Origin of the sequence: Streptomyces sp. NPDC006997, from assembly GCF_040635175.1 — a bacterium.
GTDB lineage: Bacteria > Actinomycetota > Actinomycetes > Streptomycetales > Streptomycetaceae > Streptomyces.
Genome location: NZ_JBEYHH010000005.1, coordinates 141837 through 162692 on the forward strand (window position 1 = coordinate 141837; position 20856 = coordinate 162692).

Genomic DNA, 20856 nt, shown 5'->3' on the forward strand with positions numbered 1-20856 from the left:
ACCAGGTCACGGCGCGACCCCGGCCGCGTGCGGCAGCACCGCGTCCAGGTGGGGCAGGTGGTGGTCGAGGCGCTCCCGCTTGGTGCGCAGGTAGGTGATGTTGCTCTCGCACGGCGGTATCAGCAGCGGCACCTGCTCGGCGACCTCGATGCCGTGCCGTACCAACGCCTCCCGTTTGCGCGGGTTGTTGGACATCAGCCGGACCGAGCGCACGCCCAGGTCGTGCAGGATCCCGGCGGCGACCCCGTAGTCACGGGCGTCGACCGGCAGCCCGAGGGCGAGGTTCGCCTCGACCGTGTCCAGGCCCTCCGCCTGGAGCGCCATCGCGCGCAGCTTGGCGAGCAGGCCGATGCCGCGGCCCTCGTGCCCGCGCAGGTAGACGACGACGCCGCGCCCTTCGGCGGCGACGGCGCGCAGCGCGGAGGCCAGCTGGTCGCCGCACTCACAGTGCTGGGAGCCGAACGCGTCGCCCGTCAGGCACTCGGAGTGCAGCCGGGTGAGGACGTCTTCGGCGCCGATGTCCCCGTACACCAGGGCGACCTGTTCGTCGCCGCGGTCGTGGTCGAGATAGCCGACCGCGCGGAATTCACCGTAGACGGTGGGCAGCGGGGCATTGACGACGCGTTCCACGCCGGGGTTCTCTGTCATGATTCTCGCGTTCCTCATACCAGTGTTCCTCATCCAGTGATGAAAGGCCGGGAAAAGATGAGTGCGTTTCAGGGCCTCCTGCCGACGGACACCACGCGGGACGTCCGCGCGCGGGGCGCGGCCGTGGCACGGCAGGTCGCCGTCCTCCCGGTGGGGAGCTTCGAACAGCACGGCCCGTACCTGCCGTTGACCACGGACACGCTGGTCGCCTGCGCCATCGCCGGGGAGGTCGCCGCCGCGTACCCCGTGCACCTCCTTCCGCCGGTGACGGTCTCCTGCTCGCACGAGCACGCGGCCTGGCCGGGAACCGTCAGCATCTCCTCCGTGACCCTTCACGCGGTGATAGGGGACATAGCGGCGTCGCTCCGCCGCTCCGGCGTCGACGCCCTGGTGCTGGTCAACGGACACGGCGGGAACTACGTGTTGGGCAACGTCGTCCAGGAGTCCGCCGCGCGCGGTGAGCGGATGGCGCTGTTCCCGGCCGCGGAGGACTGGGAGACGGCGCGGGAGCGGGCCGGGGTGTCGACCTCACTGCTCACCGACATGCACGCGGGGGAAATCGAGACCTCCGTCCTTCTGCACACTCATCCGGAACTGGTCCGCCCCGGCTACGAGTCCGCTGATTTCGTCGCCGACGACCGGCGCCAGCTCCTCACCGTCGGAATGTCCGCCTATACCGATTCGGGGGTCATCGGCCGCCCTTCCCTGGGCACCCCGGAAAAGGGGAAGGAATTGCTGGCGAGTCTGGCGGATTCCTTCGGACCGTATTTCGCCACGCTGACGGGGGAGAAGGGACCACGGCTGTAGCTGTCCGCCGTAGTCGCGGGCAGTCGTGTCGCCGGGGCGGCTCCCGTCCCGCGGAGCGCGGCACCCCTTCGCGCTCCCAGCGCCACCGCCCCCGGCACACTCGCCGCGAGCGTCAGCACCCCGTACACGACAGCCACCGACAAGCCGCTCCCCGCCCCCAGCCCCGCGGCCCCGAACGCCCAGGCGGTGGCCCCTTCCCGGGGTCCCCACCCGCCGACGTTCAGCGGCAGGCTCATCGCGAGGAGGGCCAGGACCGCCAGCGGCAGCAGCGTCGCCACGGACGCCCGTACCCCGGCGACCCGCGCGGCCAGTACGAACGTGGCGACGTGCCCCGCGAGGACGACCAGGGACGAGCCCACGACGCCGGGCCCGTTCCGCCGGGACAGCAGTGCCTCCCGGACCTCCGCGAGGAGGGCACCGGAGCGCTTCGTCCGCACCGCGAACCCCACCGCCACCGCGCCCACCACCGCGACCGCGACCGGTGCCACGGCGTGCCGGGCGGCCGACAGCACGGGCGACGGCATGGTCAGCAGGACGGCGCCCCCCACCACCGCCAGCACCAGTTGCCCGGCCGCCCGCTCCAGCACCACCGACCGCACCCCACGCCCCAGGTCCCCGGCGCCCCGCCCGTGCCGTACGGCGCGGTGGACGTCGCCGACGACGCCGCCGGGCAGCGCGGCGTTGAGGAAGAGGGCGCGGTAGTAGTCGGTGACGGCGGCGCCGAGCGGCATCCGGATCCGCAGCCCGCGAGCCACCAACTGCCAGCGCCAGGCGCTGCCCACGGTGGTGACCAGCCCGATCCCCACCGCCGCCGCCAGCGCCCCCGCGTCGATCCGGCGCAGCCCGTCCAGCAGCGCGCCGGTGCCGAGCCGCCACAGCAGCGCGGCGAGGAGGGCGGCCCCGGCGAGGGTGCCGAGGTGGGTGCGCAGCCCCCGGCGTGGCGCGGTACCGGCGCTCACGACGTGCCGCCCGTCGGGCGGGCCAGCGCCAGCAGGTCGCTGTGGTGGACGGTGACGCGCGACTCCCCCGCGGCACTCGCGGCCAGCCGGGCCGCGAGGTACTTCCCGGCGCGAGGGGCGAGGTCGGGACGCTGCTCCACCGCCGCCCCGACCCAGCCGCGCAGCCACCGCGCCGTCAGTTCGGCGTCGTCGGGCCCGAGGCGCCAGGGGCTCGGCTGCACCCGCACCGTGGCCCCGTGCTCGGCGAAGACCTCGCAGGCGACGGTGACGGCGTCCGGGCCGAGGAGGCCGGTGCGCCGCTGGTGGGCGTTGAACGCCTCGGCGATCTCCGCGTCCAGCGGGTCGGCGGGGCTGAGGTCGACGCGTCCGGCGACCGTCAGCGTCAGCAGCGCCGGGCACCCGGCCCCGGCGCAGGCGGCGGCGAGGGTGTCGACCTCGTCGCGGGTGAGGACGTCGAGCAGCGCGGACGCCGTCACGAGGGAGGCGCCGGTCAGCGCCTCGGGGGTCAGCCGGGCGATGTCACCGCGCCGCGTCTCGACGGTGACCCGGCTGCCGTCGGCCGCGGAACGGGCGGACGAGACCGCGGCGAAGTGCAGGAGGTAGGGGTCGCGGTCGTGCAGGACCCAGTGCTGGGGTCCGTCGAGGCGGGGGGCGAGCCAGCGTCCCATCGACCCGGTGCCGCAGCCCAGGTCGTGGATGACGAGGCCGCCCGACCGGCCCGGCAGGTTCGCCAGCCGGATCCGCAGCGGATCGAGCAGTTCCGGCGCCCGCGCCGAAGCGTCCGCGCCCTCCCGCAGTTCCAGCCACTCGGGCGCGTACCGCGTCGGATCGGCACCAGGGGTGTCAGGAGCCTCGGCTCCGGTGTCCCGCAGCCGCAGGGTGGGCCGCTCGCCGGGCGGGGCCCCGTCCGCCTCCCGTGCCCCCGGCTGGGCGGGTATGCGGGCGGTGCCCTCTCGTGTGGCCGTCGGCTTCGTCATGCCGCCCTCCGGGGTTCGGTCGGGAGCCGGGTCAGCACCCCGGCGAGGTTCTTGGCGGTCGTCGCCCAGCCGTCCAGGGCGGCGCGGCGGCCCCGGGCGGCGGCCTTGAGTCGGCGGCGGACGTCCGCCTCGCCGCACCAGCGGCGCAGTTCGGCGGCGAGGGCGGCGGGGTCCTCCGGCGGTACGAGGATGCCGGGCACGCCGCCGCCGGGGGCCCGGCCGACCGCCTCGGGGAGGCCGCCGACGTCCGTGGCCAGCACGGGGACGCCGCGGGCGAGCGCCTCGGTGACCGCCATGCCGTAGGTCTCGGCGGAGGAGGCGAGGAGCAGCAGGTCGGCGGCGGCGTAGCAGGCGTCGAGGGCGGCACCGGCGCGGGGCCCGGCGAGCCGGACGCGGCCCTGGAGGCCGTACTCATCGATCCGGGCGCGCAGTCGGGCGACGTACCCGGGGTCCTGGGTGAGTCCGCCGACGAGGGTGCAGTGCCAGGGCAGGTCGGTGACCGTGGCGAGGGCCTCCACCAGGCGGTGCTGGCCCTTGCGGGGGGTGACCGAGGCGACGCAGAGCAGTCCGGAGACGCCGTCGGTGCCGGGGGCGAGGGGCGCGATGTCGGCGCCGGGGGCGGCGACGTGGACGCGGTCGGGGGCGAGGCCGTGGTGGGCGACGAGGCGGCGGGCCGCCCAGTCGCTGGTGGCGATCACGGCGGACGCGGCGCGCAGCACGGCGCGTTCGCGGGCGTCGAGTTCCGCGGCGAGGGCGGGCGCGAGGCCGGTCTCGTCGCCGAGGGGCAGGTGGACGAGGACGGCGAGCCGCAGCCGCCCCGCCTCGGGTACGACGGTCTCCGGGACGCCGCAGGCGACCAGCCCGTCCAGCAGGACGACGGACCCGTCCGGCACCTCCCGCAGGGCGCGGGCGAGTTCCGCACGCGCACGCGCGCCGGGGCTGGGCCAGGCGCCGTCGACCAGGTGTTTGCGCACCTGCCAGCCGAAGCCGGGGAGGTCGAGGCAGACCCGGCGGTCGTAGGCGTTGCCGCCGCTCGGGGCGGCCGGGTCGTCGACGCCGCCCGGCATCACGAAGTGCACGGTGCGCAGGGACATGGGGATGATCTCACCGTTCCGCGGGGTCGCCTGCGCGGGCACGTGGGCGAGGGGGGTGGACTCCAGGCTCAGGTCGGTCACAGGGCACGCTCGTAACCCGCCCAGGCGATGTGCGACTCGTGCAGGGTGACGGAGAGGGCCTTGATCCCCTTGGCGCCCTCGCCGAGCGCACCCTTGTGGATCCGCTCCGCGAGCCGGTCCGCGATGACCTTCGCCAGGAACTCCGTGGAGGTGTTGACCCCGGCGAAGTCGGGCTCGTTGTCGAGGTTGCGGTAGTTCAACTCGCTGACCACGGCGCCGAGTTCGCGGGTGGCCAGACCGATGTCGACGACGATGTCGTCGTCGTCCAGCTGCTCGCGCCGGAAGGTGGCGTCCACCAGGAACGTCGCCCCGTGCAGGCGCTGCGCGGGTCCGAACACCTCGCCGCGGAAGCTGTGAGCGATCATGATGTGATCGCGGACGGTGACACTGAACAACGAAGACCCTCCCGGTACGGGCGCGTGGACGCCGAGTAGTACGGCCGGAGTCCTTCCCTTGTTCAGCGGGTCGTACGTCTTCTCTCAGGTCAGGGGTCTCAGGGGCGGTCTCAGGGCCGGTCCGCGTAACGCACGCGGTGGCACAGGGCCGGGATGTCGCCCGAGGCGAGCCCCGGCAGCACCTCGGGCAGGTCCTCGAAGGCGCACTCGCCGGTGATGAGCGCGTCCAGCGCCGGGTCGGCCAGCAGGTCGAGGGCGAGGGCGAGCCGGTCGGCGTAACCGCGGTTCGGGCGGGCCGGGGAGACGGTGCCGACCTGGCTGCCGCGGAGGGTGAGGCGGCGGGAGTGGAACGCCTCGCCGAGCGGGAGGCTGACCTTCCGGTCGCCGTACCAGCTCAGTTCGACGACCGTGCCCTCGGCGGCGAGGAGTTCCAGACAGCGGGCGAGGCCCTGCTCGGTGGCGCTGGCGTGCACGACGAGGTCGCGGTCGCCGTGCGCGTCGGCGGGGAGCGCGAAGTCGACGCCGAGCGCCTCGGCGGTCGCGGCCCGCGCGGGGTCGGGGTCGACCAACTGCACGCGCACGCCGGGGAAGCGGGCCAGCAGGGCGGCCACCGAGCAGCCGACCATGCCGCCGCCGACGACGGCGATCCGGTCGCCGACCAGGGGCGCGGCGTCCCACAGCGCGTTGACGGCGGTCTCCACGGTCCCGGCGAGGACGGCGCGTTCGGCGGGCACGGCCTCCGGTACGGGGGTGACGGCGGCGGCGGGGACGACGTACCGCGTCTGGTGGGGGTAGAGGCAGAAGACGGTACGGCCGAGCAGGTCCGCCGGTCCGGCCTCGACCTCGCCCACGCTGAGGTAGCCGTACTTCACCGGGCCGGGGAACTCGCCCTCCTGGAACGGCGCGCGCATCGCGGTCCACTGGCTGCGCGGGACGCCGCCGCGGAAGACGAGCGTCTCGGTGCCGCGGCTGACGCCGGAGTAGCGGGCGCGTACCAGGACCTCGCCGTCGCCGGGTTCGGGGAGGTCCACGTCCCGGATGGCGGCCCGCCCGGGTGAGTCGAGCCAGAACGCGCGTGCGGTGCGCCGTGTCATCGGCATCCTCCTGAACGGTCGGGAACTCGTCCACGTACCGAGGTGTGCAGGCCGCGCACAGTACGCGGCGTTGATCGACTCTGTCATACGGCCGGAGGATGCGCGGTGGCCCTGAACAACCCCTATGGAGCGAGCCCGGTGCTACAGGAACCCGCGGTCGGCGCGGGAGCGCAGGTCCTGTTGCTCGCGCTGCTCGGCCCGGCGGTCGGCATGGGTCCGGCGGGCTGGCTGACCGGCCTCGCCTTCGCCGTCGGCAGCTGGGCGGTGCTGTCGCTGGCCGTGCACCGCTCCCGGCTGCGCTCCTTCGGCCCGGCGAACCGGGTCACCCTCGGCCGCGCCACGCTGGTCGGCGGGGTGACGGCGCTGGTCGCGGACTCCTTCGCCAGCCCGCCGCCGGTGACGCTGCTGGTCGGCCTGACGGCGGTGGCGCTCCTCCTCGACGGCGTGGACGGCAAGGTGGCCCGGCGCACGGGGACGTCGTCCGCGCTGGGGGCGCGGTTCGACATGGAGGTGGACGCGTTCCTGATCCTGGTGCTGAGCGTGTACGTGGCGGTGTCGGTGTCGGTGGGGCCGTGGGTGCTGCTGATAGGCGGGATGCGGTACGGGTTCGTCGCCGCGTCGTACGTCTACCGCTGGCTGAACGCGCCCCTGCCGCCGAGTACGGCGCGCAAGACGGTGGCCGCGTCGCAGGGCGTCCTGCTGCTGGTCGCGGGCGCGGACGTGCTGCCGCGTCCGGCGACGACGGGGGTCGTGGCGCTGGCGCTGGGGTTGCTGGTGTGGTCGTTCGGGCGGGATGTGGTGTGGCTGTGGCGGCGGTCGCGGACGGTCACGGCGTCGGCCGGGCCCGAACGGGAGCGGGTGCTGGAGCCGGTGGCGGGGTGAGGGCGGGCCGCACCGCGTGGGACGCGCGGCGCACCGTCCACCGCCCACCGGCCGCCGACACCGCCAGCGCGCCGAGCAGGGCGAGGACGGCGGCGGGGGCGAGGACGGCCCAGGGGGCGCGTTCGGCGTAGGGCTGGTTCTCGGCGAGCAGCAGCCCCCACTCGGGGGACGGCGGCTGGGCGCCGAGGCCGAGGAAGGTGAGGGAGGCGAGCGCGAGGGCGACGCCGGGCAGGCGCAGCAGGGCGTGCCGGAGGACGGGCGGCAGGACGGCGGGGAGCAGCTCGCGCCGGAGCAGGTACAGCGGGCCCGCCCCGAAGGCGCGGGCGGCGGTGAGGTGCGGGGCGGCGCGTTCCTGGCGCAGCAGGGCGGAGGTGTGCGCGGCCAACGGCGCCCAGGCGACGACGGCGACGGCGAGCGCGGGGGTGGCTGCGCCCCGGCCCGCGACCGCCGTGACGAGCAGCGCGCCCAGTACCGGTGGCACGGCGTTGACGGTGTCGACGAGCGGCCCGGAGACCCGGGGCAGCAGCCCGAGCAGCACCCCGGTGCCCAGGGCGACGACGCTCACCGCGACGGCGAGCGTCAGGGTGTCGAAGGCTCCGTGCGCGACCCGCGCGAGGACGTCCCGCCCGAGGGCGTCGGTCCCGAAGGGGGCGGAGAGCGACGGCGCTTGGAGTCGCGCGGCGGTGTCGAGGGCGAGCGGGTCACGGGGCAGCCCGAGCCCGACAACGACCAGGAGCAGCACGCCGTAGACGACGGGCGGCCTTCGGCGCGCGACCGGTGGGCGCCGGTGCAGGGTCGGCACCACGCCGTCGCGCAGGGCGGGTCCGGTGAGGAGTCGGGCGGCGAGGTGGGCGAGCGCGGTGGCCGCCGCTCCGAGCAGGAGCAGGGCCAGGGTGCCCGTCTGGAGGACGGGCAGGTCCTGGGCGAGGGCGGCCTGGAGGGTGGTGCGGCCGAGCCCCGGTATGTCGAAGACCCGCTCGACGGCGACGGCCCCGCCGGTGAGTCCGACGACGAACAGCCCGGCGTTCGGCAGCAGCGCGGGCACGCACCGGCGCAGCGCCATGCGGGCGATCCGCCACCCGCCGAGGCCGCGCGCGGCGGCGGCCGTGGCCCACGGTTCGGCGAAGGCGCCGGGCAGCAGGTCGTCGAGGAGCCGTCCGAGGACGGCCCCGGCGGGCAGGCCGAGGGCGAGCGCGGGCAGCACCGTCCACCGGGGCCCGTACCAGCCGAGCGCGGGCAGCCAGCCGAGCTGCACGCCCACGACGGTGGCGAGCACGGACGCGGTCAGGAACTCGGGCAGCGCGGCGAGTACGGCGGTGGTGGTGCCGCCCGCCCGCCGCCGCCCGTCGAGCCGCCGCCGGGCACCGTCGCGCAGGGTCCGCGCGCACACCAGGGCGGCGGTGGCCAGCGCGACGGCCAGCGCGGTCCCGGTCAGCAGCAGGGAGACCCCGAGCGCGTGCCCGACGCCCGGCAGCACCGGCTCACCGGAGAGCCAGGACCGCCCGGCGTCCCCGCGCGGCAGCCCGGCGAGCCACTCCCCCAGCAGTGCCGACGGCCCGCTGTCGAGCCCGATCTGCCGCCGCACCGCGTCCAGCACCTCGGGCGTGGCCTCCCGTTCCATGGCCCGCGCCTTGAGCACGGTGAGCGCGGGATCAGTGCGCGCGAGCCAGGGCAGTACCCCGACGAAACACACCAGCAGCACGGCGAGAAGCGCCCGCCACAGCAGCGCGCCGACAGACCTCCTCATCCGGTCAGCGCCGCGTCCCGGTGCCGACGAGGGTGCGCTCGTACGGATCGAGGAGCACCCCTCGGACGGAGTCGCCGACCCCGGTGATGATCCGCTGGTGGACGAGCGGCACGACGGCGTCGGTGGCGAGGATCGCGGCCTCGGCCGCCATGACCGCGTCCTGCCGCGCCCCGCTGTCGGCGACGGCCTCGGCCCGCTCGACGGCCCGGTCCACGGCCTCCGCGCACAGCAACGCGAGGTTGTAGCCGCCGTCGCAGGTGAAGTCGGAGGCGAGGACGGCGACGGGGTCACCGGTGTCGACGAGGGTGTTCCGGGCCAGCACGAAGGCGTCGAACTCCCCCGCGAGCGCGTCGCTCTCGATCCGCGAGTACTCCCGCACCTCCAGCGTGACCCGGAACCCCGCCCGCTCCAGCCGCTGCTTCAACACCTGGGCGACCTCGGGGAGTTCGGGCCGGTTGTCGTAGGTGGCGAGGGTGATCCCGGTGCCGTCGGGGTCACCGGCCCGCCCCCGCCGGCCCGGCGCCTGCCGCTTGCCCTCGGCCCAGGTGACGGCGGGCCCGTAGATCCCGGTACCGGCGTCGGCGTACCCCTCGTACACCCCGTCGGCGAGGGCGGCGGTGTCGACGGCGGCACGGGCGGCGGCCCGCAGGGCGGGGTCGTGGAAGGGGCCGCTTCGGGTGTTGAGCATCAGGCTGGTGGTCCGGGTGGTGGCGGTCTCCCGGCGGAGGCCCTCGTCCAGCGAGGCGGCCTGCGCCACGGGGACCGCCTCCGCGAGGTCGACCTCCCCGGTGCGCAGGGCGGCGGCGCGGGCGGTGCCGTCGGCAATGAAGCGGACGTCGATCCCGGACGCCTGGGCGCGGCCACCCCGGTAGTCGTCGTGGCGGTCGAGGGTGGCGGAGGCGGAACCGGAGAGCTTGGTGAGGGCGAAGGGCCCGGTGCCGGTGCGGACGGGATCGACGCGGCCCTTCTCGTCGTAGGCACCGGGCGCGAGGACGGCGAGGCTGGGGCTGGCGAGCCGCGACGGCAGGACGGGGTCGGGTCGTTCGGTACTGACCCGCACACCCGTGGCGCCCTCCGCCCGCGCCGTGAGGCTGACGCCGCTCAGCGCCGCCGGGGCGGGTTCGGCCGCGACGGCGTGACCGAGGGAGGAGGCGACGGCGGCGGGCGTGACCTCGCCGCCGTCCTGGAAGGTGGCGTCGCGCAGGGTGAACACCCAGTCCCGGTCGCCGTCCCGCCGCCAGGACGCGGCGAGCGCGGGTACGGCGGCCCCGTTGGCGTCGAGGGCGGTCAGCCCCTCGGTGACGCCGAGCCTGCTGAGGATGGTGGCGTCGGCACCGTACGGCGAGAGCCCTTCCGCGGGCGGGAAGGCGAGGGCGACCCGGAGCCGAGTGCCACCGCTCCCCTTCGAGCCGTCCGGGGCACCACCGGAGGCGAAACACCCGGCGAGGAACGGGAGGAGCAGGAGCATGACGGCGCGCCGCACACGTCGTTCACGCACGGCGCCCACCGCCCAGGGGTATCTCGAAGTGCAGGACACCCTGCCCCTGACCCTGGCCGTCCGCGCGCTCGTCGTGCACGACCTTCCCGAGGGACCGCCAGAACGCCTCGGCCCCGGGCACAGCGGGGTCGGTGTGCAGATAGACGGCCCGGTAACGCCCGTCCGCTGCCACGAAGTCGAGCAACGCCTCCACCATCCGCCGGGCGACGCCCCGCCGACGGTGCTCGGGCCGGACGTACACGCGCCGCAACTGGGCGGTCGCCCCGGAGGGGTACCGCTCGGCGACCCACCGGGGGTTCGGCGGATGCAGGGGCCCGCGCGCGTCGACCGCCGCCGTCCCCACGACACCTCCGTCCCGCCGGTCCACCGCCACCAGCAGGGTGTGCCGGGGCGGGGCGAGGTAGGCGTTGGCCGGATCGATGATGTCGCCGTGCCAGCGGGGCACGTATCCGGTGCCGAAGTCGCGGTAGACGGTGTCGAGCATCACCGCACGGGCGGCGTCCAGGTCGTCGGGCTCGGCTGACCTAATGCAGTAATTACGCACTTGCGCATGATACGCATTAAGCGATCGGAGTCGATCACTCCCCTCCCCGCCGCGCCCGATCCCGCGCCCACTCCAGCGAACCCGCGAAGATCTCCTCCACCTCCCCGTCACTCAGCCCGTGCCAGACGTGCTCCGCCCCCGGCACGGTGCGCAGGTCCACCCGCGCCCCGACCTCCGCCAGCCGCGCGGCGAAGCGGCGGCTGTGCTCGCAGTCGACCACCGTGTCCTCCTCGCCGTGCACGAGCAGGAAGGGCGGCGCCCCGGGACGCACCTGGGCGAGCGGGCTGGCCTGCCGCGCGAGGTCGGGACGGGTGGTGGGCGCCCCGCCGAGCAGCAGCGCCTCGGGGGTCGTCGGATCGTCCCCGGCGAGGGTCAGGTCGCTGGGCCCGTACCAGGCGATGGCCCCGGCGACGGGGACGTCCCCGCCCAGGGCCAGCAGTGAGACGAGGTGTGCCCCGGCCGACTCGCCCCAGACCACCGTCCGCCCGGTGTCGACACCGAGTTCGCCGGAGCGGAGCGCGAGCCAGCGCAGCGCGGCGTGGAGGTCGTCGAGGGGCGCGGGAAAGGTGGCCTCGCCGTTGAGCCGGTAGTCGACGGCGGCGACAACGAACCCGGCGGCCGCGAACCGGGCGAAGGGACCGGGCTGCCAGTCCCGCATCCGGTACCCCATGTCCCCTCGCCGCCCGAACCGCCAGGCACCCCCGTGGACGGCGAGCATGAGCGCCGACGGCGGGTCACCCTGGCCCCGCTCCGGAAGCCACAGGTCAAGCTCCAGCGGACGGGAGCCGGGTACGTCCGCGTAGGGCACCCCGCGCAGCACCCGCACCCCGGGACCGGCCGGGGCGGCGGGCGGCAGGGGCGCGCGGTCGGGATGCGGCAGGCCGATCACGGCGAACAGGTCATCATGGGAACCGCTCATGCCGCACCCCGTGAGGTCGGACGGCAGCGGGTGGCGTACTCGATGGTCATCGCGGCGACTCCTGTGGGAGAAACGACATCCGAACGAACGTCAGTCACCCTGACATGACGCTGCGAACCCCTGAAACCACGGACTGCCTGACGGCGTCGGGTCTGAGGGAGAGCCACTCAGGGGAAACCCACCAGACACCACACCACCACTGACGCCCGCACCGGACCACGCACCGCCCGCGAAGGAGCCCGCCCGATGACCGACGGCACACCCGAGAGACAAGACTCCACCCCGGCCACCCCGGCCACCCCGCCCCCCACCGCCCCCGGCACCTCCCTGCCCCCGCACCCCACCGCACCACCGCCGTACGCCTATCCGACGGCGACCACGCACTCCCCGGCGCCGGTCCCCGCCCCGCCCGCCGCCCCGCGCACCGGCAGGGGGGCGCTGATCACCATCGCCGTCCTCGTCGTCTTACTCCTCGCCGGTGGCGGCGCCACGTGGTGGGCGCTGGCCAACGAGGGGGACGACAACGGCGGGCCGCTGGACCACGTCGAGGTCTCGGGCGGCAAACTCGTCAGCGACGACGAGGAGTGCGACGACACCGACATCTACTCCTACAACGACTGCGACACCTACGACTCGGGCTCCGACGACACCTACGAGTTCGACTACGAGATCACCAACAGGGGCAGCGGCTTCGCCAACTACTCCGCCGTCGTCAACGCCTTCGACGAGGACGGCGACTTCATCGGCCAGACCTACATCGGCTCCACCCACCTGGCCGCCGGGAAGACCGACGCCGACGAGGGCAACTTCAACAAGTACGACACCTTCGAGGACGGCCGCGACGTGACGGACATCGAGTCGGTGGAGGTCGCGTACGTGGAGCGCAGGGGACTCGCCAACTGACGGGCGCGGGCCCTCAGCAGCCGTGCGCCTGTCGAGGGCCCCGCCTGGTTCAGGGTGCCGCGAACCCCACGAACGCGGTCCACGCCGTGGGGTGCACGGCGAGGGCGGCGCGGGATATGTCCTTCGAGTCACGGACGTGGACCCTGCCGGGGCGGACGGCGACCTCCACGCATTCGCCGCCCTCTTCGCTGCTGTAGCTGCTTCTGACCCAGGCCAACTCAGGTACAAGCTGTTCGACGTTCATGGCTCTCCCAGCAACTTCTCGACGTACGCCAATGATTCACGTGGAGTCAGGGCCTGCGCGCGGATGATCCCGTACTTGACCTCCAGTGCACGGACCCGTTCGCGCTCCGTGTGCAGGCGGCTCACGTTCTGCACCTCGACGTACGCGATCCTGCGCCCTTCCCTCGTTTCGATCAAGGTGAAGGGGCCAGCCATACCGGCGTTCTCCTCACGGTCGAGCGGCATCACCTGGATTTCGATGTTCCGTCGCGTCCCCGTCAGGAGGATGTGCTCAAGCTGGCCGCGCAGGACTCCGCGCCCTCCGATCGGACGCCTCAGCACGGCCTCGTCGATGACGAAGCTGGCGAGCGGCGCGTCGCGGCTGGCCAAGACCTCCTGCCTGGCCAGGCGCGCGAGCACCCGCTGCTCGATCAGCTCATCGCTCATAGGTGGCCGCATCATCATGAAGACGGCCCGCGCGTACTCCTCCGTTTGCAAAAGCCCCGGCACCGCCTGGTTGGCGTACACGTGGAGTTCGACCGCCTCGGACTCCAGCCGTGCCGCGTCCCGGAAGAACGCCGGGTACTGGGCCCGAGCCACCTCCTCCTTGCCCGCGCTCAGGACGCCGCCCGCGTCGAGCACCTCGTCCGCGCGGTCGATGAACTTCGGCGGTGGAATGCGTCTGCCCTGCTCGAACGAGGCGATCGTCGAGGCCGAGTACCCGGTCAGCGAACCGAACGTCGCGCGGTCCAGGCCCGCCCGCTCCCGGCACAGCTTCAACTGCTGTCCGAAAACGGACAGCATCCCCGCACCGAACTCGTACTCCGGACGCTGATCCTCGTCACTCACGCCGCGACTCCCTCCGCACGACCACCACAGCCACCCGAACCTGACCCAACGCGCGGCGCCGGGAACCGGTCACGCCCCGCGCCGCGTACAAGCGCACCGCTGACGGGTACAGCCCGCACCCGTCATCCCGTTGCTCCTGTCCAACGCTACGCAGAGTGCGCGACTGTTGACCGCATGAAGTCAGCAACTCCCCCGAACGGACATGTGCCACAGCACCACCGCGCCCCCGTGCGCGAGTTCGCCATGTGCTTCACCTCGACGCCGCGCGGCGCCCGCCTCGCCCGTCGGCTCGTCTCGCACCGTGTGAACGACTGGGGCCACCCCTACCCGACCCCGGTCAACGAGACGGTCACCCTCATCGCGGCCGAACTGAGCGCCAACGCGGTCCGCCACGGGCACGTCCCCGGCCAGGACTTCCACGTCCGACTCACCCTGGCCGAGGACACGTTCCGCATCGAGGTGACCGACGCCCGCCCGGAGAGGGGGCTGCCGTCCCCTCCCCCCACTCAGGACACGGCATCCGAGTCCGGCCGCGGCCTGCGCCTCGTCGCCGCCCTCGCGGACGGCTGGGGCGTCGCCCCTTGCCCGGCCGCGCACGGCAAGACCGTATGGGCCGAACTGCGCCTCACGCCGCCCGTCGCGCCAGCCCTCCGTGCTCCCGGATCACGTCCGCGTAGTAGCGACCGCTGCCCTTGATCGTCCGGACCTGGGTGCGGTAGTCCACGTGGACCAGGCCGAAGCGCTTGTCGTAGCCGTACGCCCACTCGAAGTTGTCGAGGAGGGACCAGGCGAAGTACCCGGCCAGCGGGGCGCCCTTGCGGGACGCTGCGGCGCAGGCCGCGAGGTGGGCCCGCAGGTACTCCTGGCGTTCCGGGTCGTCGACCGTGCCGTCGGGGCGGACGACGTCCGGGTAGGAGGAGCCGTTCTCCGTGACGTACAGCTTGCGGGCGCCGTACTCGTGGGTGAGGTGGAGGAGGAGGGTCTCGATGCCGCCGGCGTCGACCTCCCAGTCCATGCCGGTGCGCGGGACGCCGGGGCGGTGGACCTGGCGGACGTGGGGTGCGGGGCCGTCGGGGTCGGCGGTCACCGTCTGGGGGAAGTAGTAGTTCAGGCCCAGCCAGTCCAGGGGGGCCGCGATCAGCGACAGGTCGCCTTCCCGCTCCGGAAGGTCCACGCCGTACACCTCCCGCATGTCCGTCGGGAAGCCGCGGCCGTGGACCGGGTCCAGCCACCAGCGGTTGGTGTGGCCGTCCATGCGGCGGGCGGCGGCCCGGTCCTCGGGGGTGTCGGTGGCGGGGTGGACGGTGGAGAGGTTGTTGACGATGCCGACCTCGGCGTGCGGGACCGCCGCGCGGATCGCCTGGGTGGCGAGGCCGTGGCCGAGGAGGAGGTGGTAGGAGGCGCGGACGGCGGCCGTGAGGTCGGTCCAGCCGGGGGCCATCTTGCCCTCCAGGTGGCCGATCCAGGCGGAGCAGAGGGGTTCGTTCAGGGTGGTCCAGTGGGTTACCCGGTCGCCCAGGCGGGTCGCGACCACCTCCGCGTAGGCCGCGAAGTGCTCCGCCGTCGCGCGTTCCGGCCAGCCGCCGCGGTCCTGGAGGGCCTGCGGCAGGTCCCAGTGGTAGAGGGTGACGGACGGGGTGACGCCCGCTTCCAGCAGGCCGTCGATCAGGGCGTCGTAGAAGGCGAGGCCCTTGGCGTTGAGCTGGCCGTCGCCGCCCGGGATGACCCGGGGCCAGGCGATCGAGAGGCGGTAGGCGTTGGTGCCGAGCTGGCGCATCAGGGCGATGTCCTCGCGCCAGCGGTGGTAGTGGTCGCAGGCGGTGTCACCGTGGTCGTCGCCCGCGATCTTGCCGGGGGTGTGCGCGAAGGTGTCCCAGATCGACGGCGCCCGGCCGTCCTCCGCCACGGCTCCCTCGATCTGGTACGCCGATGTGGCCGTGCCCCACAGGAAGTCGTGCGGGAGTGCGGCGAGGTCGATGGTCACGAAGGTCCTTTCAGAACAGGTGCGGAACAGGCGGGCGCCGGGTCACTTGACGGCTCCGGCCGTGAGGCCCGCCACCAGGTAGCGCTGGAGGAGGAGGAAGCCCGCGACGACCGGGAGGCTGACGACCAGGGAGGCCGCCATGATCTGGTTCCAGTACACGTCGTTGAGGGTGGAGTAGCCCTGGAGTCCGACCGCGAGGGTGCGGGTGGTCTCGTTGGTCATGACGGAGGCGAACAGCACCTCGCCCCACGCCGTCATGAAGGCGTAGACCGCCACCGCGACGATCCCGGGGACCGCCGCCGGGACGACCACGCGGAAGAGGGCGCCGAGCGGGCCGCAGCCGTCCACCATCGCCGCCTCGTCCAGGTCGCGCGGGACCGACTCGAAGTACCCGATCAGCATCCAGATGGAGAAGGGGAGGGAGAAGGTCAGATACGTGAGGATCAGGCCGCCCCGGGAGCCGAACAGGGCGATTCCCGTGGCGTTGCCGATGTTGACGTAGAGGAGGAAGAGCGGGAGGAGGAAGAGGATGCCCGGGAACATCTGGGTGGACAGGACGGTCACCGTGAAGAGGCGCTTGCCGCGGAAGCGGTAGCGGCTGACGGCGTAGGCCGAGAAGACCGCGATCACCACCGAGCAGACCGTCGCCGACACCGCCACGATCAGGGAGTTCACGAAGTACCGCGCCAGCGGGACCGTCGACCAGATGTCGATGTACGGGCGGATCGTCAGCTCGGTCGGCAGCCAGCGGAACTCGCCCGTGACGTCGGCCAGCGGCTTCAGGGAGCTGGAGATCATGACGTACACCGGCAGCAGGACGAAGCCGGTGAGCAGGGTGAGGAAGATCCGCCGGGTCCAGAGGAAGGAGCGGGGCGGGGCCAGGGGGGAGCTGCCGCTAGACATCGGCCGTCTTCCTTCCGCGGGAGGTCAGCGTCAGGTACACGCCCGTCACCACGAGCAGGAAGAGCAGGAGGAGGACGGACATCGCCGAGCCCGTTCCGAAGTTCCAGCTCACGAAGGACGCCTGGTAGATGTGGACGGAGATCAGGTCGGCGGCCTCGGGGGCGGCCCGGCCGAACATCACGTACGGCGTGTTGAAGTCGTTGAACGTCCACAGGAAGAGGACGAGGACCAGGACCTGGTTGACGGGGCGCAGGGACGGCAGCGTGATGCGGCGGATCTGCTGCCAGATCCCCGCGCCGTCCAGGGCCGCCGCCTCGTACAGCTCCCTGGGGATGTTCTGGAGTCCGGCCATCACGATCAGGAAGGCGAACGGCCAGCCCTTCCACACCGACACCGTGAGCAGGGCGTAGAAGCTGTTGTCGCCGATGAGCCAGAAGGACGGCTTGTCGGTGACGCCGAGCTGGTCGTGCAGGACGTGGTTCACCAGGCCGTTGTCGTGCTGGAACATGAACACCCAGGTGATGACGGCCGCGTAGACGGGCAACGCGTACGGCACCAGGAACAGCGCGCGGAGGATGCCACGGCCCCGGAAGGTGTCCTGCATACAGATGGCCGCCGCCGTGCCGACCGCCCAGCACAGGCCGACCGAGAGGACCGTGAAGAGGCAGGTGGTGACGAAGGAGCGGAGCAGGGCCTCGCCCACGGGCGCGTTGAAGTCCACCGCCAGGTCGTAGTTGTCGAGGCCGGACCAGGGCGCGGTGCCCCAGTCGCGGATGTAGAACTGCGTGAGTTCCTTGAAGCTCATCACCACGCCGGTGACCATCGGCACCAGGTGGACGAGGAGTTCGAGGAGCAGGGCGGGGAGCAGGAGCAGGTACGGCAGGGAGACGCGGCGCAGGCGCCCGGCGCGGCGCGGGGTACGCGCCGCACCGGGGGGCTTCCCGCCGCCGGTCCCGTCGCCGTCGGTGGCGTCGGTCTTCACCGGGACAGTGGTCGCCATCGGTGTCACTGCTTGGGCATCTGCTGCTGGGCCTTCTCCAGCGCCGCCCTCACCGATGCGGTGGTGACGGGCCGTCCGGCGGCGGCGTCGGCGAACAGTTCCTTGACCGCCGTACCGACCGTCGTCTCGAACTGCGACTCGTCCGCGACCTGCGGCAGGGCTACGGCGCTGGTGGCCAGCGTCTGCTTGAGGACCGCGTTGGCCGGGGTGTTGAACGCGGCGTCCTCCTGGGCGGCCTTGACCGGGGGTATGGAGCTGTACGCCTTGTTGAGGAGCCTCTGCTCCTCGTCGCTGGTCATGAACTTGACGAACTTGGTCGCGCCGTCGAGGTTGTCGGTGTTCTTGAAGACGGCCATGTTGATGCCCGCGACCATGGAGTTGACCTGCTCCCCGGTGCCCGGGGTGCCGGACTGGACGGGGACCGGGGCGACGCCGTAGTCGTCCTCGCTCATGCCCTGGGACGTCAGGTTGGCGGAGGCGGACTGCCACAGCAGCATCGCGGTGTTGCCCTTGGCGAAGTCGCTGACGGACTGGTTCTGCGCGTACTCGGCGTTGCCCGGCGGGATGGCCTTGTCCTTCGCCATCAGGTCGACGTACTGCTTGACCGCGGCGACGGTGTTGTCCGAGGTGAAGTCGGCCTTGCCGTCGGCGGTGAAGAAGTCGGCGCCGTGCTGCTTGGCGAAGACGTAGACGTGGTGGATGTTCTCCGACGGGTTGGCGCCCTCCGCGCCGAGCACCTGCTTGCCCGCGGCCTTGATCTTCTTGCCGTCGGCGACGAGTTCGTCCCAGGTGGCGGGGGGTGCGGGGATACCGGCGTCGTCGAAGATCTGCTTGTTGTAGTAGAGGGCGTACGCCATCGAGTACAGCGGCACCGCCGCCGGGTCCTGGCCCTCGGCGCCGGTGGAGCCGAGGGCGGAGTCGACGAAGCGGTCCCGGCCGCCGATGGCCGCGAACTTCTCCTCGTCCCAGGGCAGCAGCGCTCCGGTCGCCTGGAGGGACGCCGACCAGGTGTTGCCGATGTTCAGCACGTCCGGGCCCTGGCCGGAGGTGGTGGCGGTCAGGATCCGGTTCAGCAGGTCGGACCAGGGAACGACCTCCAGCTTCACCTTGATGCCGGTCTCCTTCTCGAACTTGTCGAGTTCCGGCTGGAGGACCTTCTTGTCGATCTCGATGCTGGCGCCCTGGTTCGACGCCCAGTAGGTGAGCGTCTTCGGCGAGTCGTTGGACCCGCCGCCCGTCGACGAACCGCCTCCGCAGGCCGTGGCGGCGAGGGCGAGAGACAGGGTGACGGCGCCTACGGCCGCGGCTCGGACTCTGCGCATGGTTCCTGGTTTCCCCTCATGGCTTAATTTAGGACGTGAGTTAATCCCTCGGCGGTGGACGCGTCAAGGGGTTGGACGCCATTTGCCGAACTCTGCCGCGGGGCTTGACGCCTGCGTTGGACACCTGAAGCATTCCCCGGCGAGAGAGCGCTCTTCGTCCTCCCCGTCGTTCACTTCATGAACCAAGAAAGAGCCGCGCCATGCCCCCACTGCCCCCACCGCACCCCCCTGCCCAGACGTCCGCCGTCCGGCGGCGGGCCGTCCTCGGTGCCGCCGCTGCCGCCGCGCCCGTCCTCGCCGGACTGGCCACCGCCGCGCCCGCGACCGCCGCCGAACCCACCCCGCGGTCCGCCTCCCGCAAGCGCCCCCGCGCCCTGCCCGGGGGCGGTGACCTCGGCCCCCACGTACTGGTCTTCGACCCGTCCACGCCGGACATCCAGGCCCGCCTCGACGAGGTCTTCCGGCAGCAGGAGTCGGCCCAGTTCGGCACCGGCCGCTGGGCACTGCTGTTCAAGCCCGGCACCTACCACGGCCTCAACGCCCAGCTCGGCTTCTACACCTCGATCGCCGGGCTCGGCCTCTCCCCCGACGACACCACCATCAACGGGGACGTGACCGTCGACGCGGGCTGGTTCGGTGGCAACGCCACGCAGAACTTCTGGCGCTCGGCGGAGAACCTCGCCCTCGTGCCGGTCAACGGCACCAACCGGTGGGCCGTCGCGCAGGCGGCGCCGTTCCGCCGGATGCACGTCCGCGGTGATCTGAACCTCGCACCCGACGGGTACGGCTGGGCCAGCGGCGGCTACATCGCCGACAGCCGGATAGACGGGCAGGTCGGCCCGTACTCCCAGCAGCAGTGGTACACCCGGGACAGCTCCGTCGGCGGCTGGATCAACGCCGTGTGGAACATGGTGTTCTCCGGCGTCGAGGGCGCCCCCGCGACGAGCTTCCCCAACCCGCCGTACACCACGCTCGACACCACCCCCGTCTCCCGCGAGAAGCCCTTCCTGTACCTGAGCGGGAACGACTACCGCGTCTTCCTGCCCGAGAAGCGGACCAACGCCCGCGGCGTCACCTGGGGCAACGGCACCCCGCGCGGCACCTCCCTGCCGCTGCGGAGGTTCTACGTGGCCCGGCCCGGCGTCTCCGCCGCCACCCTCAACCAGGCCCTCGACCAGGGCCTGCACCTGCTGCTCACACCGGGCGTCTACCACCTCGACCAGCCGGTACGGGTCACCCGGCCCAACACCGTCGTCCTGGGCCTCGGCTACGCCACCCTCGTCCCCGACAACGGCGTCACCGCCCTGACCGTCGCGGACGTCGACGGCGTACGGCTGGCCGGGTTCCTCGTCGACGCCGGGCCGGTCAACTCCGCGACGCTGGTGGAGGTCGGGCCGCGCGGCGCCAAGCGCGACCACTCCGCCAACCCGACCACCATCCAGGACGTGTTCCTCCGCATCGGCGGCGCCGGACCCGGCAAGGCCACCACCAGCCTCGTCGTCAACAGCCGCCACACCATCATCGACCACACCTGGATCTGGCGCGCCGACCACGGCGACGGCGTCGGCTGGGAGACCAACCGCGCCGACTACGGCCTCGTCGTCAACGGCGACGACGTCCTCGCCACCGGGCTGTTCGTGGAGCACTTCAACAAGTACGACGTCCAGTGGTTCGGGCAGCGCGGGCGCACGGTCTTCTTCCAGAACGAGAAGGCGTACGACGCCCCGAGCCAGGCCGCCATCCAGAACGGTCCGCTGCGCGGGTACGCGGCCTACCGCGTCGGCGACCGGGTCACCACGCACGAGGGGTGGGGGCTCGGCAGCTACTGCTACTACAACGTCGACCCGACGATCGTGCAGGAGCACGGGTTCGCGGCGCCGGTGACGCCGGGGGTGCGGTTCCACGACCTGCTGGTGGTGTCGCTCGGCGGCAACGGACAGTACGCGCACGTCATCAACGGTGACGGGGCGCCGACCGCGGGGACGTCCACGGTGCCGTCGACCGTGGTGGCGTACCCGTAGGCCCCGC

20 protein-coding genes and 1 pseudogene are annotated in these 20856 nt (G+C 73.0%); 5 read left to right on the forward strand and 16 right to left on the reverse strand.

Features of this window, described 5'->3' with window-relative positions; translation table 11 throughout:
- Positions 1-6: 6 nt before the first annotated feature.
- On the reverse strand, positions 7-648 hold the full coding sequence (gene ribA / locus ABZ659_RS06770; protein ID WP_360214219.1) for a GTP cyclohydrolase II: 642 nt from the start codon (positions 646-648) through the stop codon (positions 7-9).
- 57 nt (positions 649-705) lie between these two features.
- Between ribA and ABZ659_RS06775 the strand changes: the two genes are divergently transcribed.
- Complete coding sequence (locus ABZ659_RS06775; protein WP_360214221.1) at positions 706-1455, forward strand: creatininase family protein; 750 nt, start codon at positions 706-708, stop codon at positions 1453-1455.
- 116 nt (positions 1456-1571) lie between these two features.
- Here the strand turns inward: ABZ659_RS06775 and ABZ659_RS06780 are convergent.
- From ABZ659_RS06780 to ABZ659_RS06800, 5 genes and pseudogenes are all read right to left on the reverse strand, one after another.
- Positions 1572-2414, reverse strand: a pseudogene (locus ABZ659_RS06780) (lysylphosphatidylglycerol synthase transmembrane domain-containing protein); the annotation flags it as partial.
- Positions 2411-3391 (reverse strand): methyltransferase domain-containing protein, encoded by a 981-nt coding sequence (locus tag ABZ659_RS06785; RefSeq protein WP_360214223.1) that lies wholly within the window; start codon positions 3389-3391, stop codon positions 2411-2413. The gene ABZ659_RS06785 and the pseudogene ABZ659_RS06780, both read right to left, overlap by 4 nt.
- On the reverse strand, positions 3388-4566 hold the full coding sequence (locus tag ABZ659_RS06790) for a glycosyltransferase family 4 protein (protein WP_360214224.1): 1179 nt from the start codon (positions 4564-4566) through the stop codon (positions 3388-3390). Before ABZ659_RS06790 ends, ABZ659_RS06785 begins: the two co-directional genes overlap by 4 nt.
- Positions 4563-4961 (reverse strand): 6-carboxytetrahydropterin synthase, encoded by a 399-nt coding sequence (locus ABZ659_RS06795; RefSeq protein WP_360214226.1) that lies wholly within the window; start codon positions 4959-4961, stop codon positions 4563-4565. Before ABZ659_RS06795 ends, ABZ659_RS06790 begins: the two co-directional genes overlap by 4 nt.
- A 110-nt stretch (positions 4962-5071) precedes the next feature.
- Positions 5072-6055 (reverse strand): dehydrogenase, encoded by a 984-nt coding sequence (locus ABZ659_RS06800; protein WP_360214228.1) that lies wholly within the window; start codon positions 6053-6055, stop codon positions 5072-5074.
- A 105-nt stretch (positions 6056-6160) separates the two neighbouring features.
- Between ABZ659_RS06800 and ABZ659_RS06805 the strand changes: the two genes are divergently transcribed.
- A complete protein-coding gene (locus tag ABZ659_RS06805; protein WP_360214230.1) occupies positions 6161-6937 on the forward strand; it encodes a CDP-alcohol phosphatidyltransferase family protein in 777 nt (258 codons plus the stop codon).
- On the opposite strand, the gene ABZ659_RS06810 is transcribed toward ABZ659_RS06805, so the two are convergent.
- Genes ABZ659_RS06810 through ABZ659_RS06825 form a run of 4 tightly spaced genes read right to left on the reverse strand, consistent with a single transcriptional unit; the run spans position 6882 to position 11645 of the window.
- Entirely contained in the window at positions 6882-8684 is a 1803-nt protein-coding gene (locus tag ABZ659_RS06810) for an ABC transporter permease subunit (RefSeq protein ID WP_360214232.1), read from the reverse strand. The genes ABZ659_RS06805 and ABZ659_RS06810 overlap by 56 nt on opposite strands.
- Positions 8685-8688: 4 nt before the next feature.
- A complete protein-coding gene (locus ABZ659_RS06815; RefSeq protein ID WP_360214480.1) occupies positions 8689-10152 on the reverse strand; it encodes an ABC transporter substrate-binding protein in 1464 nt (487 codons plus the stop codon).
- A 22-nt stretch (positions 10153-10174) separates the two neighbouring features.
- Complete coding sequence (locus ABZ659_RS06820) at positions 10175-10726, reverse strand: GNAT family N-acetyltransferase (RefSeq protein WP_360214234.1); 552 nt, start codon at positions 10724-10726, stop codon at positions 10175-10177.
- Between the two features lie 34 nt (positions 10727-10760).
- Entirely contained in the window at positions 10761-11645 is an 885-nt protein-coding gene (locus tag ABZ659_RS06825) for an alpha/beta hydrolase (RefSeq protein ID WP_360214236.1), read from the reverse strand.
- 246 nt (positions 11646-11891) lie between these two features.
- Here ABZ659_RS06825 and ABZ659_RS06830 point away from each other — a divergent pair, with 246 nt between their 5' ends.
- Entirely contained in the window at positions 11892-12548 is a 657-nt protein-coding gene (locus ABZ659_RS06830) for a hypothetical protein (protein WP_360214238.1), read from the forward strand.
- A gap of 49 nt (positions 12549-12597) precedes the next feature.
- On the opposite strand, the gene ABZ659_RS06835 is transcribed toward ABZ659_RS06830, so the two are convergent.
- Positions 12598-12792 (reverse strand): DUF397 domain-containing protein, encoded by a 195-nt coding sequence (locus ABZ659_RS06835; protein ID WP_360214240.1) that lies wholly within the window; start codon positions 12790-12792, stop codon positions 12598-12600.
- Positions 12789-13619 carry a helix-turn-helix transcriptional regulator gene (locus ABZ659_RS06840; protein WP_360214242.1) on the reverse strand — a complete coding sequence of 277 codons (831 nt, stop codon included), beginning with the start codon at positions 13617-13619 and terminating at the stop codon, positions 12789-12791. Before ABZ659_RS06840 ends, ABZ659_RS06835 begins: the two co-directional genes overlap by 4 nt.
- 228 nt (positions 13620-13847) lie before the next feature.
- Here ABZ659_RS06840 and ABZ659_RS06845 point away from each other — a divergent pair, with 228 nt between their 5' ends.
- A complete protein-coding gene (locus ABZ659_RS06845; protein WP_360214244.1) occupies positions 13848-14315 on the forward strand; it encodes an ATP-binding protein in 468 nt (155 codons plus the stop codon).
- On the opposite strand, the gene ABZ659_RS06850 is transcribed toward ABZ659_RS06845, so the two are convergent.
- Genes ABZ659_RS06850 through ABZ659_RS06865 form a run of 4 tightly spaced genes read right to left on the reverse strand, consistent with a single transcriptional unit; the run spans position 14245 to position 18828 of the window.
- Complete coding sequence (locus ABZ659_RS06850) at positions 14245-15603, reverse strand: GH1 family beta-glucosidase (protein WP_360214246.1); 1359 nt, start codon at positions 15601-15603, stop codon at positions 14245-14247. The genes ABZ659_RS06845 and ABZ659_RS06850 overlap by 71 nt on opposite strands.
- Positions 15604-15645: 42 nt before the next feature.
- A complete protein-coding gene (locus tag ABZ659_RS06855) occupies positions 15646-16506 on the reverse strand; it encodes a carbohydrate ABC transporter permease (protein WP_360214248.1) in 861 nt (286 codons plus the stop codon).
- Entirely contained in the window at positions 16499-17506 is a 1008-nt protein-coding gene (locus ABZ659_RS06860; RefSeq protein WP_360214250.1) for a sugar ABC transporter permease, read from the reverse strand. Before ABZ659_RS06860 ends, ABZ659_RS06855 begins: the two co-directional genes overlap by 8 nt.
- A 5-nt stretch (positions 17507-17511) precedes the next feature.
- Positions 17512-18828 carry a sugar ABC transporter substrate-binding protein gene (locus tag ABZ659_RS06865; protein ID WP_360214252.1) on the reverse strand — a complete coding sequence of 439 codons (1317 nt, stop codon included), beginning with the start codon at positions 18826-18828 and terminating at the stop codon, positions 17512-17514.
- A 200-nt stretch (positions 18829-19028) separates the two neighbouring features.
- Here ABZ659_RS06865 and ABZ659_RS06870 point away from each other — a divergent pair, with 200 nt between their 5' ends.
- On the forward strand, positions 19029-20849 hold the full coding sequence (locus tag ABZ659_RS06870) for a coagulation factor 5/8 type domain-containing protein (protein ID WP_360214254.1): 1821 nt from the start codon (positions 19029-19031) through the stop codon (positions 20847-20849).
- Positions 20850-20856: the final 7 nt, after the last annotated feature.

Bases quoted from the DNA above. Each gene is read 5' to 3' on its own strand.
- ribA (WP_360214219.1), bottom strand. From the start codon at position 648: ATGACAGAGAACCCCGGCGTGGAACGCGTCGTCAATGCCCCGCTGCCC.
- ABZ659_RS06775 (WP_360214221.1), top strand. From the start codon at position 706: ATGAGTGCGTTTCAGGGCCTCCTGCCGACGGACACCACGCGGGACGTC.
- ABZ659_RS06785 (WP_360214223.1), bottom strand. From the start codon at position 3,391: ATGACGAAGCCGACGGCCACACGAGAGGGCACCGCCCGCATACCCGCC.
- ABZ659_RS06800 (WP_360214228.1), bottom strand. From the start codon at position 6,055: ATGACACGGCGCACCGCACGCGCGTTCTGGCTCGACTCACCCGGGCGG.
- ABZ659_RS06810 (WP_360214232.1), bottom strand. From the start codon at position 8,684: ATGAGGAGGTCTGTCGGCGCGCTGCTGTGGCGGGCGCTTCTCGCCGTG.
- ABZ659_RS06815 (WP_360214480.1), bottom strand. From the start codon at position 10,152: ATGCTCCTGCTCCTCCCGTTCCTCGCCGGGTGTTTCGCCTCCGGTGGT.
- ABZ659_RS06825 (WP_360214236.1), bottom strand. From the start codon at position 11,645: ATGAGCGGTTCCCATGATGACCTGTTCGCCGTGATCGGCCTGCCGCAT.
- ABZ659_RS06830 (WP_360214238.1), top strand. From the start codon at position 11,892: ATGACCGACGGCACACCCGAGAGACAAGACTCCACCCCGGCCACCCCG.
- ABZ659_RS06835 (WP_360214240.1), bottom strand. From the start codon at position 12,792: ATGAACGTCGAACAGCTTGTACCTGAGTTGGCCTGGGTCAGAAGCAGC.
- ABZ659_RS06855 (WP_360214248.1), bottom strand. From the start codon at position 16,506: ATGTCTAGCGGCAGCTCCCCCCTGGCCCCGCCCCGCTCCTTCCTCTGG.
- ABZ659_RS06860 (WP_360214250.1), bottom strand. From the start codon at position 17,506: ATGGCGACCACTGTCCCGGTGAAGACCGACGCCACCGACGGCGACGGG.
- ABZ659_RS06865 (WP_360214252.1), bottom strand. From the start codon at position 18,828: ATGCGCAGAGTCCGAGCCGCGGCCGTAGGCGCCGTCACCCTGTCTCTC.
- ABZ659_RS06870 (WP_360214254.1), top strand. From the start codon at position 19,029: ATGCCCCCACTGCCCCCACCGCACCCCCCTGCCCAGACGTCCGCCGTC.